This is a genomic window from Kitasatospora sp. NPDC057936 (assembly GCF_042887525.1).
GTDB lineage: Bacteria > Actinomycetota > Actinomycetes > Streptomycetales > Streptomycetaceae > Kitasatospora.
This window is the reverse complement of record NZ_JBHVPD010000120.1, coordinates 15,467-27,947: the sequence shown is the minus strand read 5'-3', so window position 1 is coordinate 27,947 and position 12,481 is coordinate 15,467. Positions and strand designations below refer to the sequence as shown.

7 protein-coding genes are annotated in these 12,481 nt (G+C 70.7%); 5 read left to right on the top strand and 2 right to left on the bottom strand.

What is annotated here, in order from left to right; genetic code table 11:
* Positions 1–107 precede the first annotated feature (107 nt).
* The gene (locus ACFVU9_RS40085; protein WP_387602168.1) at positions 108–2,414 is read right to left on the bottom strand and encodes a trypsin-like serine protease; all 2,307 of its coding nucleotides are present in this window, start codon (positions 2,412–2,414) and stop codon (positions 108–110) included.
* Between the two features lie 295 nt (positions 2,415–2,709).
* Between ACFVU9_RS40085 and ACFVU9_RS40080 the strand changes: the two genes are divergently transcribed.
* The 5 genes from ACFVU9_RS40080 (at position 2,710) to ACFVU9_RS40060 (ending at position 11,957) form a co-directional block, all read left to right on the top strand.
* Positions 2,710–6,933, top strand: coding sequence for a polymorphic toxin-type HINT domain-containing protein (locus ACFVU9_RS40080; protein ID WP_387602165.1), 4,224 nt, complete (start codon positions 2,710–2,712; stop codon positions 6,931–6,933).
* Positions 6,934–6,944: 11 nt separating this feature from the next.
* The gene (locus ACFVU9_RS40075) at positions 6,945–7,514 is read left to right on the top strand and encodes an Imm1 family immunity protein (protein WP_380438827.1); all 570 of its coding nucleotides are present in this window, start codon (positions 6,945–6,947) and stop codon (positions 7,512–7,514) included.
* Between the two features lie 312 nt (positions 7,515–7,826).
* On the top strand, positions 7,827–7,997 hold the full coding sequence (locus ACFVU9_RS40070) for a hypothetical protein (RefSeq protein ID WP_380438829.1): 171 nt from the start codon (positions 7,827–7,829) through the stop codon (positions 7,995–7,997).
* A gap of 592 nt (positions 7,998–8,589) precedes the next feature.
* Entirely contained in the window at positions 8,590–9,426 is an 837-nt protein-coding gene (locus tag ACFVU9_RS40065) for a HEAT repeat domain-containing protein (RefSeq protein ID WP_387602161.1), read from the top strand.
* Between the two features lie 788 nt (positions 9,427–10,214).
* Positions 10,215–11,957 carry a hypothetical protein gene (locus ACFVU9_RS40060; protein ID WP_387602158.1) on the top strand — a complete coding sequence of 581 codons (1,743 nt, stop codon included), beginning with the start codon at positions 10,215–10,217 and terminating at the stop codon, positions 11,955–11,957.
* An 81-nt stretch (positions 11,958–12,038) separates the two neighbouring features.
* On the opposite strand, the gene ACFVU9_RS40055 is transcribed toward ACFVU9_RS40060, so the two are convergent.
* Positions 12,039–12,479 carry a nuclear transport factor 2 family protein gene (locus ACFVU9_RS40055; RefSeq protein ID WP_387602155.1) on the bottom strand — a complete coding sequence of 147 codons (441 nt, stop codon included), beginning with the start codon at positions 12,477–12,479 and terminating at the stop codon, positions 12,039–12,041.
* Positions 12,480–12,481: the final 2 nt, after the last annotated feature.

Here is a 12,481-nt window from a genome sequence, read left to right as displayed (position 1 = left end):
CTGGGGGGGTGGGGCTGGGGGGGGCCCCCCCGGGCCCCGGGGCTCCCCCCCGCCCCTTTCGGCGACGGACGGTGTGATAGGTGGCTACCGCTCCCGCCGGGGTGGTGTCAGCTGGTGGGCAGGGCGATGCCGGGCAGCGTGATGCCGGACAGGGTGTCCAGGGGGGCCCAGCTGGGCATGCCGGGCTTGTAGGAGGTGTGGTTCACGGTACCGTCGGGGGCGGTGGCGCCGAAGAGGTCCACGGTGCTGGAGGAGGCGCTGAACAGCGGAACGGGGATCCGGCCGGCGGCGAGCTTCGTGGTTCCGCTCAGGGGCTCCCAGGTGTTCCACGGCTTGCCGTTGTTGAACCAGTAGGTGTGCGCCAGGGACTTGTCGCTGCGGACCGCGAACAGCTCGAGCGCGTCGGTGGCGGGGTTGTAGAGCACGCTGGGGGAACTGGTGAAGGGCTGGTCACCGTTGATGGTCGTCCAGCTGCTCCAGCCGGCCGTGCCCGCGGTGTAGTAGGCGTGGGCCACGACGCCGTCGGTGTTGGTCGCGAAGACCTCGGCGGTCTTCGTCGACGGGTTGTAGACCAGGCTCGGGCTGCCGGTGAAGGTGTTCTGGTTCAGCTGCAGCCACGGGCTCCACGGCTTGCCGTCGTTGAACCAGTACGTGTGGTACATCGTGTTGTCACGGCCGATCGCGAAGAGCTCGAGCGCGTCGGTGGCCGGGTTGTAGAGCGCCCTGGGGGAGCCGGTGAACCGGTAGTCGGCGTTGATGTTCGACCAGGTGCTCCAGCCGGTCATGCCCGGGGTGTAGTACATGTGGGCCACAGGACCGTCAGCGGTGGTGGCGAAGACCTCGGCGGTCTTCGTCGACGGGTTGTAGACCGCGGTGGCGCTGCCGGTGAACGAGGTCGATCCCGTACCGGCCCACGGGCGCCAGCCCTGCGCGTCGGCCATGTAGTAGGTCTGCCAGATGAGGCCGTCGGTGTCCATCGCGAACAGCTCGATGGCGTTGGTGGCCGGGTTGTAGAGAGCGGTGGGCGAGCCGACGAACGGCTTCACGCCGGCCGGACGGTCGCTGATCGACGTCCAGGAGCTCCAGCCCTGGCCGTTGATGTTGTACGCGCCCATGACGCGGCCCTTGTCGTCGACGGTGAACTCCGTGGACGTCTGCTTGACCGGGTCGTACACCCCGCTGGTGGTCGGTGCACTGGTGGACAGCGCGGCCTCGCGGACGTGCTTCACCCACGCGCCGAGGTCGTCGGTGCGCACGCTGGTGGCGCCGGTGCGCAGCTCGGTGCCCGGAGCGCCGAGGCAGCCGCCCTGCCAGGAGCGGGAGGCGATCGCGGCGAGCTCGGTGGTGCCGTTCTTGTCGCGCAGGAGGGGGGCTCCGGCGTCGCCCTGGCAGATTGGGGTCTGGCCGTCGGCGGGGGCGGTGTCGACGGTGGTGGCGGCGACGGCGCCGACGGTGTGGGTGGTGGTGTGGACCTTGGTGGGGACCCAGTCGGTGGCGGTGCGGCCGTAGCCGGCCGCGCGCAGGTTCTCGGCGGCCACCGGCGCGGTCGCGCCGAGGGTGGCGGGGGTGATGCCGGTGACCGGGAAGGCCAGACGGGCCATGACCAGGTCGCGGTCGGCGCGCGGCGCCAGCTCGACCACGTCGACGACCGCGCCGGTGCCGGTGTTGGTCAGGTCGGTGCGCCCGATGGTGGCGGTGGTCTTGTCCTTGGGGGCGCCGGCGGTGACGGTGGTCAGGTCGTCGGGGGTGTCGGTGAAGCAGCTGGCGGCGGTGAGCAGCCAGCTGCGGTCGACGAGGGTGGCGCTGCAGGCGCGCTTGCCGTTACCGATGTTGATCTTGGCGGTGTAGGCGAGTGGCGGGTCGGTGGGCTGCGGCGCGGGCGGGGTGGCGCTGGAGCCGGTGACACGCAGTTCGAGCAGGACGGCCCGGGTCTTGGGGTCGATGGACTCGCCGATGCCCTTGGTGGTGTCGGCGGCGACGCTGACCGTCTCGGCGGGCTTCTGGTCGGTGGACAGGCTCGCCTGGACGGAGCGGCCGTATGTGGTGATGCGGTAGGCCTCGGGGATGGTCAGGGCCAGGTAGCCGGAGGCGCCGGGGGCGGCGAAGCAGATCATGTCGTCGTTGTTCGCCGGCTTGGTGACGGCGTTGACCTTGATCTGGAAGCTGCCGGCCTTGCCACAGTCGGTGACGGTGATGCCGCCGTCGCCGCGGGTCACGGTGATGCCGCGCAGCGCGAGGATCTGGTCGGCGTTCGGGTAGGCGAACGTCTCGGCCGAGGTCTTGGGGAGGTCGGCGGGGGCCGGGGGCGCGGTGTCGCCGGTGGCGGCGCCTGCGGTGGTCCAGCCGGCGACGGTGGCCAGGACGAGAGCGGTCGACGCGGCCGCGAGGCCGCGTATGCGTGCGTGGTTTTTCATGACGCCTTTTCAGGTAAGCGGTGCGAAGGGCAAGCGCCCCCCGGAAGGCCGCCCAAACTTGGACATTTGCCATTCTTTTACGGCGGCTTGATTCACTGTCGGTTGCGGATTCTAATGTAGGCTCACCAACTAAGTCGACATGAGTGTTTGAGTGCACTTCAGGGGGGCTTCGAGAGAAGAGCCGGCTGGTCAGCCGCACTCGCGCCAGCCCCGCGGGCCTTGTTGTGATTCCTTTCGCAAGGCCTGATTCGTGCTGCCCGAAATCAATGTCAATCAATATGAAGTGAGGTATTCCATGGGCTCGTTGAGGAACTCCGGCTTCCGGGGAAGGAGGACCGGACTCAGGCTGCTGTGCCGCACCGTGCTGCCGATAACGCTGCTGGCATCCCTGCTCTCCGCCTCCCCGGTGTCGGCGGACGAGACACCACCCGCGCCGCCGACACCTCAGCTCACCGACCGCGGCCGGGTCCTGCAGGCCTGGAAGGACGGCGGAGCGAGCGTCAAGGCCGCCGCCGAGATCGCCCTGACCGGCACCGGCGACCAGGTCCGCCTCTTCCTCGGCACCCCGCAGAACCCCCAGGACGGCGAACTCGCCAAGGCCGAGGCCAAGGACAACCGCGCCGCCGCCCTGCAGATGGTCACCGTCGGCGGCCCCCGGCTGCGGGCGGCCGCCGAGGCCGCGCTCGCCGGTACCGACCAGCAGGTCGCCGCGTTCGTCACCACCGGCTGGAAGACGCCGCTGGAGCAGGACCAGCGCGTCATGGTGTCCCAGATCGCCGAGAGCGGTGGCCCCCACACGCGGGCCGAGGCCCTGGCAGTCCTGGACAAGCCCATCGCCGACGTCCAGACCTTCCTCGACCAGACCCGCTACTCGCTGGGCGACAGCGACGACCGGATCAAGGTCTCCCAGCTCGCCGAGAGCGGCGGGGACGCGACCAAGCAGGCCGCCCGGATCGCCCTGGAAGGCAGCGCGGAGGAGATTCGCGCCTTCCTGGAGACCGGCCAGAACATCGCCGCCGCCCGCGACCAGGAACACGCGAGCATCGACCAGCTCGTCCAGCAGGCCCAGACGGCCGGCGACGAGGCCGCGCGCAGGAAGGACGCCGCCAAGGAGGCCTCCGACCGGGCCGTCGAGGCGGCCCGGCTCGCCAGGCAGGCCACCGCCGACGCCACCGCCGAAACCCTCGCCGCGAAGAACGACGCCCAGCGCGCCACCGCGGCGGCCAACCGTGCCGCCGAGGCCACCCTGCGCGCCTCGGACGCCGCCCGTGCCTCGATCGCGGCCGCTCAGGCCGCGGTGCGGGCCGCCGCCGTCGCCTCCACCGCCGCCGCCCGTGCCGCCGCCGCGGCAGCCGGAGCGGCCCAGGCCACCACCCGCGCGCTCGCCGCCGCGGCGCAGGGCAAGGTCGACGAGGACGCCGCCGCCTCCGCCGCGCAGGCCGCCGTGCTGACCGGCTACATGGTCAAGGCCGCGGACAAGGCCTCCAGCGCGGCATTCGACACCGCGATCGCCGTGGACCGGGCCAACGCCGCCACCCTCGACGTCGACGCGACCGCCGACAATGCCGACCTGGCCGGCGGCTACGCCGACCAGGCCGGAGCGTCCTCCGCGAAGGCCCGTCAGGCCGCTGCCCAGGCACGCCGCAACTCCGGCGAGGCCTCCCGCTCGGCCAGGGCCGCCGCCGCGCTCGCCAGGGCCGCCGGGCAGTACGCCGCGGAGGCCCGAGACGCCGCCGCCTCGGCTGCCGACCGCGCCACCAAGGCCGCCGCCTCCGCCCGCAACGCCTCCGCCAACGCGGGCAACGCCACCAACGCCGCCCAGCAGTCCGCCGCCCACGCCGAAAGCGCCCGCCAGGCCGCCGCCGACGCCGGCGCCGCCGTGGACAAGGCCCGCCAGGTCCACCAGCAGGCCCAGGCCGCCGAGGCCGAGGAGCGCAACTCCCGCAAGGCCAACGGCATCGTCCAGGCCCAGAACATGAAGGCCGCCTACGACGCCAGCCAGCGCGAGGCCGACGACGCCAAGACCCAGGCCCTGCGCCTGGACCAGGAGTCCGTCCAGCTCGCCGCCCAGGCGGCGCAGCCCGGCACCGACCCCGCCACCCTCGCGGCCGCCGGCCGCAAGATGGCGCTCACCGCCCTCAAGGTCCGCGGCCCCTGGGCCAAGGCCGCAGCCGAGTACGCGCTCACCGGCAGCGACGAGGCCGTCGGCGACTACGTCCGCACCGGCTGGAATGCCTCCAGCGAGCAGGACGAACGCGCCACCGTCCTCAGCGTCGCCAACAGCAGCCAGTACGACGCGGTCCGCACTGCCGCCACCGCCGCCCTCGCCGGCGACGGCACCCAGATCCACGCTTTCCTGCAGACCGGCCGCTACACCGCCGCCCTCAGCGACTACCGCATCAAGGTCTCCCAGCTCATCGAGACCGGCAGCCCCCGCGTCCAGGCCGCCGCCAAGACCGCCCTGGAGACCAACACTCCCGACTCCCTCCTCACCTTCCTCAACCGCGACCAGTACACGACCAAGGCCAGCGACGACCGCGTCACCGCCTCACAGCTCATCGAGACCGGCGGCGACGAGGTCAAGATCGGCGCCCAGGTCGCCCTCGAAGGCCCCTACCCCGTCCTCGCCGACTTCCTGACCACCGGCCAGTACCAGGCCCAGCAGCAGGACCAGCTCACCGCGGCCCACACCGCCTCCATCGACAACGCCATCAACGGCGCCCAGCAGGTCGCCTCCCTCGCCCAGCAGAACGCCGCCCAGGCCGCCCAGGCCGCTGCCATCGCCGCAGGCGCCGCCAACGACGCCAACAACGCCGCCGCCCAGGCCAACGCCGCCGCCTCCCAAGCCGCCGGCTACGCCCAGCAGGGCAAGGCCGCAGCCGACCGCGCGAACGCGTTCGCGGGCAAGGCCGCCGAGTACGCGAGCACCGCCCGCGCCGCCCAGGCCCGGGCCGGCCAGGCAGCGGCATCCGCCCAGAGCTCGGCCGCCTACGCCCAGGGCAGCGCCGCAGCCGCACGCACCTCCGCCAACACCGCCTACGCCGCGGTCACCGCCGCCCGCCAGTCCGCCGAGAACGCGGGCTGGAGCGCCGACAAGTCCCGCGTCATCGCCGGCAAGGCCCAGGACGACGCGATCGCGCAGCAGCTGACGCAGCAGGCCATCGACCTGATACTGGCGCAGGCGGAAGAGGAATGGCTGAAGTCGACCATTCGGGCCGCCACCAAGCCGAGCGAGTCGAGCTGGTACGACACGTTCTCCTCGATCGGCCACGGCGTCCTCGACCTGGCGAGCTTCTTCCCGGTCGTCGGCACGCCCGCCGCCGCGATCAACTGCGCCTGGTACGGCGGCGAGTACTTCGCCGACTACGCCAGCGGCGAGGATGTCGGGCTCTCCTGCCTGAGCATCATCCCCTTCGCCCGCCTGTTCCGCGCCGGGGCCAAGTACGTCAAGGGCGGGGAAGACCTCATCAAGTGGGGCACCAAGCTCCAGGAGTCCAGCGGCGCCATCAGCAAGTGGGTCAGCAACCAGGTCGACAAGCTGCCCGCAGTCCGACGGCTTCTTGACGACGCTCCGTCCTGCCCCACCCGTCCCACCGGCCTCCCCAACAGCTTTCCTGCCGGCACCCGCGTCCTCATGGGCGACAAGACCACCCAGCCCATCGAACAGATACACAGCGGGGACACCGTCACCGCCACCGACCCCGTAACCGGAACCACCGGGCCGCGGACCGTCGACGACACGATCTACACCCCCGACGACACCAACTTCACCGAACTCACCGTCGCCACCACCGACGGCACGAAGTCCACCGTCACCTCCACCGACCACCACCCCTACTGGGTCCAGAACACGGGCCAGTGGACCGACGCCGCCGAGGTCCGCCCCGGGGACAGCCTGCGCACCGACACCGGCGCCACAGCCCAGGTCGCCTCCATCCGGCACTGGACCGGTCTCGAACCCGCCTACAACCTCACCGTCCACGACCTGCACACGTACTACGTACTTGCAGGCGACACCCCACTCCTCGTCCACAACTGGACCCCCTGCTTCACCCCTCAGGACATCTTCGATCGACTCCCCACGTGGGTCAAGGATGCGAAAATCGACCAGAAGACGTGGGGGCAGGCCTTCAGGATGGGCAGCGACGGGATTTTCATCCGAGAGCTCTTCGGGCCCAAGATGGTCAGCGGCAACCTTCCGGAAATGACGAAAGAAATCGAAAAATTTCTCCTTGGGAAATTCGGCATACCCAGCATGGTGCATACGCACGTTGAGACGATACTCGCATGGATGATCCGGAAATCCATTCAAGAGACGGGGGGGAATCCCGGAAACCTTGGGATCCATGTCGTGATCAACAATCTCAAGGGGATGTGCGGCAACGGCGCGCCGGCGTGGACCGTAAACTGCTTCAGGGCCGTTCAGGAGATTCTCCCGGTTGGTCAGACTCTCACTGTGTGGGTCAATGAAGGTGGTAAAATGCTTGGCATTCCCATCGAGGGCTTGGCGATACTGTAGAAGGCGGCGGAGTGATCCTGACCATCCACGTTGACGGCGAGAGCCACCACCCGAAGACTCGACAGGAAGAGGATCGCCTTATCGGCAGGGTGTTGGCGGATCTGAAGTATGGGGACAATGCCTGGTTCGCACTGGATTTTAATCGCACCGACGAGGAATCATTCCCTGATAGTGCACTCGTCGTGTCGGTGAACACATCGACTGGATTCGGTGGGGTCATCTGGCTCGCGAGTCGGAATTATCCCAGGAAAGGTGGAGTCTATGACTCTATCTGGGTATCCGATAATCCCGTGCCACCGGCAGTCGATCCGAATGTACTCTCAGATCCGCACACTCCTATTGTCATGGATCCAGCCAGCACCTTTCCCGTTGCTGAACTGCGAAAAGTCATTGAGGGATTCTGTCGGGATAAAACGGGGGAAAGGCCGGGCTGTATCAGCTGGGTCGTAGGGAATATCGGTGGCGAGCGCACGGAAAAGGAGCATGGCGCAGGCCTCGACGGCCAGGCCGCTGCCAGCGCGCAAGCCGTGCTGGACGCCCTGACGGCGTACGTCGAGTCCGGAGACCACTCCGCCAGCTAGAACCGCCCGTACCGCCGTGGCGAGGCTTCAGTCTGCTGATGCCTCGCCACGTGTACTTCATGGCCTTGGAATTCCTTGGCCCGGTTTCACCATGGCTCGCGGCCGCACCTCCCGCTGCCGTTGGCCAACGATCCGCTCGGACAACAGATCGGGCCGGTTATCGAACGGGCGAGCCAACCAACCTAAGTAGCGACAGGCCAGATGTTGTGGCACGTGCGCTCACCCGCGGCGGCGCGGCGTTGGGCTGCGACCCCGACGGCGTCTACTGGACAGTCCGTCCGGCTACGCGTCGACGCCCCCCAAGCGGAGGTCGTGTCCCGGACGCGCGAGCACGTCGAGGACTTCGTTCGATACACGGCGGACCCGGATCCACGGTTACGGCAGGCCGTCATCCCGGCTCTGGGGATATTCCTCGATGACGGCTACCGGGTGATCGCGCTGTCGCCCGTGCTGCTGGCGGTCGCGAGCGGCTGCTCGCCGTGATCGGCATGGCTCACCTCCCTGGCCACGGACCAAGCGCTCGATGCCGACGTCCGGCTCGCCGCCCTGGACCACCGGGCCGCTTGCGCGCCGGAGTCGATCGACGCCGGCCTCGTCCCGACGGCGACCGCCCTACTCCAGCGGCCCGCCCCCGTATCGGAGCCCAAGCCCGGGCCCGAAGGGCGACGCCCGGCCGGCGGACCGTGGGCACCCCGCCGCCGCGGCCGAAACCCTCGGCAAGCTCTCCGCCGCCATCGCCGCACCCGCACGCGCAGCCCCTCGTCGCGCTCGTCGCGCTCGTCGCGCTCGTCGCGCTCGTCGAAGCGCACCGCACTACCACGGCCCTGACGTCTGGGCTGCACCGCACCTGCTGCTGCGCCGGGCCCGCCAGCAGGCGGTCACGACGCTGGCCGGCCTCGGCGACGAGCGGGCCCTACCCGGGCCTGCTGACGGCGCTCGACACTGGCACCGACGACTGGCTCGCCGTGCGGGCCGCCAGCTACCTGCCGCAGGCCGCCGGGGAGTTGGTGCCGAGGCTGACCCGGCGCCTGCCGACGCCGAATTCTCCTGGCCCTGGGGATCCGCCACCGCGCTGATGGCCTCCCTCAACCGGCTCGCCGACCCGGCAGGCGTACCCACGCTCACCACGGCCCTGACCACCGCCGTCGAGCAGCAGCAGTGGCGCACCGCCGCCGTGGCCCTCCACACACTGGCCTCTATCGGCAGCGTCGCCGCACCTGCGCTGGAGACGGTCCGGCCGCTCGCCGGCGCAGAGGACCCGGACCTGCGCCTCGCAGCTGCGAAGGCCCTGTGGGACATCGAGGGCGATCCCGCCGATGCCGTGCCGCGGCTGACCACCCTGCTCGGCACCGATAGGCCAGCCCGCAGGCCTGGACCGATCTGGAAGCGGAGATCGGCACCGGCCTCCCCGAGGACTACAAGGAGGTCCTCGACGCCTACCTGCCGATGCAGATCAAGGGGCACCGGTACCTCTCGTACCCGGCCACCGAGCGCTGGAACCCCAGGAAGGAGATCCGCGAGACCTCCCGAGTCTGGGCCGACCCTTGACTGGGACCGGGAGCACTGGCTGGAACCGGAAAAGAACATCCGCGCCGCCCTCTGCCTGCAGGAGGTCAGGCTCGGGACGAAGGATGGCCTGATCCCCGTCACCGGCACCGACCGCGGCGAATACGTCATCCTGGCGCCACTGCCCGATGGCACAGGGCAGCGGATCTGTGAGGTGGAGCACGACGGATCCTGGTACAAGTACCGGATGGGCTTCGCCGAATGGCTCTACCGCTACCTGGCCGGCGAGGATATGGTCGGCCCGAACAGCTCCGCCTTCTGCCCCGGCCCGGTGTTGCTCGAACTGCTCCCGATCTCACCCGATAGCCGCCCCACGCGGATGTACGGTCCGAAGCGCGGCATGTGACCAACGCCGTGGCCATAAAGGGTGCCCCTCGCTCGCCCTGGTTCAGCGCAACGACGCTTGCGACGACCGCCGTTCCGGCGAACACCCCGGCACGGTCATGGCAGCATCTGTTCCGGGAGCCCGAATTTCGTCCTGGCATGTGGTCACCCCGGCAGATCGACCCGTGTCCGGACCCGCACGACCCGGTCATCGATCGTCAGCACGTCGCCGCGGAGCCGAAACCGGGCGGCCGCAGATCCACCCTGGCTGCCGCGAGGAGACAACGCTGGAGCGGCCGGCGCGGGGTCTTGATCGTCGGACCGTCAGCGGCAGATCCAGAAGCCGTCCCGGACCGCCTGGGTCGAGCATCCCGGAGGGGCGGCGACGCCGCGGCGGGCTATTGCTGGTGGTATCACGTACGCCGATCTTGACCTGTCCACTTACAACCGGACGGGCGTTGGCGGGGGGACGGCCGAGGTTCCGGCCGGCAGGCCGGCCGGGCCTGACCAGTTCGTCCTGGGGACGCTCTGCTGCATCGCTCCAGGGGACGCCACCGCCGCGGATGTGGGGAGCGCGGCCGGTAGTGGGGGGAACTGCGTGATGTCGTGGCGGTTCCCACCGTTCGGCGTGACGGCGGGAGCCGGTGGTGAACCGGCCGGGGGTGGTGCGCCGTATCCCTCGGCGAGGACCTCCCCGTGGGCGGTGGCGGAACCCGGGGCGGGTGCCGGTTGCCGTCCGTGGTGTGCGCCTCGCGTCGGATTCCTCGCGGCCGTCCCCCGGTTCCGTCCCAGTTCAGGAGCGCCCCCGTCATGCCCAAGCACCGGCTCAGCCGTCGTCGTCGGATCGCCGCAGCCGCCACCGCGATCGCGGCCGGTGGCGTCCTGATCGTCGCGCAGAACGGCGCCCCGGCCGCCACCGTCGATCCGATCGGCCTCAACGCCGCCTACGAGTACCTGGGTTGGGGTGATGCTCAGGACCCGGTCGACGTGATGAAGGCGACCGGGCTCAAGCAGTTCACCCTCGCCTTCCTGCTCGCCGGCGAGGGCTGCGATCCGAAGTGGGACGGGCAGCGCCCGCTGAGCGGCGGCCAGGACGAGGCGAAGATCAGGGCGATCCGCGCGGCGGGCGGCGACGTCGTGGCCTCCTTCGGCGGCTGGGACGGCGCCAAGCTCGGCGAGAAGTGTGCGGGCTCCGCCCAACTCGCCGCCGCCTACCAGAAGGTGATCGACGCCTACCAGCTCAAGGCGATCGACATCGACATCGAGGACACCGAGCTGAGCCACGCCGACGCCCGCCAGCGGGTGGTGGACGCGCTCGGCGCGGTCAAGGCGAAGAACCCCGGCCTGCGGGTCTTCGTCACCTTCAGCGCCGAATTGAACGGCCCTGACGCCTCCGGCGCCGACCTGATCGCGCGGGCCGCCAAGGCCGGTGTGCAGGTGGACGGTTGGGTGGTCATGCCGTTCGACTTCGACAACCACCTGGGCACGATGGTCGACGCGACCGTCTCCGCTGTCACCGGGCTCCAGCAGACCCTCGTCCGCGCGTACGGCTACGACCAGGACACCGCGTGGCGGCACTCCGGCCTGTCGTCCATCAACGGGCACTCCGACAGCCCGGACGAGGTCGTCAGCCCGGCGGACTTCCGTGCCATGCGGGACTTCGCCGCCTCCCACCACCTCGCCCGCTTCACCTACTGGGCCGTCAACCGGGACCGGCCCTGCGCCGGCGCGTTCACCAAGGACGCCGCCTCGGTCTGCGGCGGGATCCAGCAGGAGCCGTACGAGTTCACGAAGATCGTGGCCGGCTACCACGCCGATTCGGCGCCGTCCGAGCCGACCGGCGGCGGCTCGCACTGCCCCGGCTCGAAGCCCTCGACCGGGCTCACCGCCTCCGCCGAGCTGGCGGACGATGGTGAGTCGCCGGTGCCCGGTGTGAGCCCGATGCCGGGGACCCGCCTGACGGCTCGCCGCGCAGAGACGGCCAAACCGACGGAGGGCGGCGGCGAGGCGGGAACGAAGGAGGCCCGGCGCGCCGCGGCGACCGCCTCCGCCGAGCCGACGGACGACGGCGACCCGTCCGGCAGCCCGACGGCCGACCAGCCGAAGCACGGGACGTCCAGGCCCACCAGCTCGGCCGCGTCCCCGTCGAAGCAGCACGCCTCGCCGACGGCAGCGCCCACCGCGGACTGCACCCCGGAGGCGGGTCCGGTGACCGGTCCGACGGCCGGCCCGACTGCCCAGCCGACGACGACGGCCACGCCGAGCGCCCCGTCAACCGCCCCCGCAACGGGCTCCACCCTGCCGTCCGCAGATCCGACGCGCGGTCAGTCGATTCCCACCGGTACTACCACTGCCGCCACCACCACGACCGTCGCCGCCGCCCCGGCGGCCACAGCCGAGGGAGACACCCGCAACGGCCAGCCCCTGGCGTCCACCGGCGGAGGTGACGCGACGAGCATGCTCGTCGAGGGCGCGGGAGCCCTGCTGGTGCTCGGCGGAGGCTTCGGCATGATCGGTACGCGCCGCCGCAGGGAGGCCGAGCAGGCCCGGTAGAAGCCCGCGGCCCCGAGCGGTCGGCCGCACCGGCACACCCGGACGGTCGGCAGCATTCGTGCGCCCCTGCGGCTCACCCCGTCAGCGGGGATCGGCCGGCCAGCCGAGGGCACGGAAGACGGCGACGGGGTCGAGGTAGTCGCGCCAGTGCGTCACCTGGCGGTCCTTGACGGTGATCACCGAGACGAAGTGGTTGTCGTAAAGGCGCCCGGTGCGCACGGCGCGTCCGTGCACGGCGTACTCCAGGACGACCACGGAGCCGTCCGGGTCCCGGTGGACGGCCAGCTCGTCCGCGCCGGTCAGGACCATCGCGTCGCCGTAGCCGCGGTACAGGTCGGCGACCGCCCGGCGGCCCTGGACGCGGCGCGGGTAGCCCGGGACGGAGACCACGTACTCGACGACGACGTCCTCGGCCAGGAGGTCGAAGAAGTGATCGCCGTCGACCAGGCCCGCGAGGCCTTCCCGGACGATCCGGAAGAACGGGTCCAGCGCCGCGAAGTCCTCAAGGTTGTCGATGGACATGG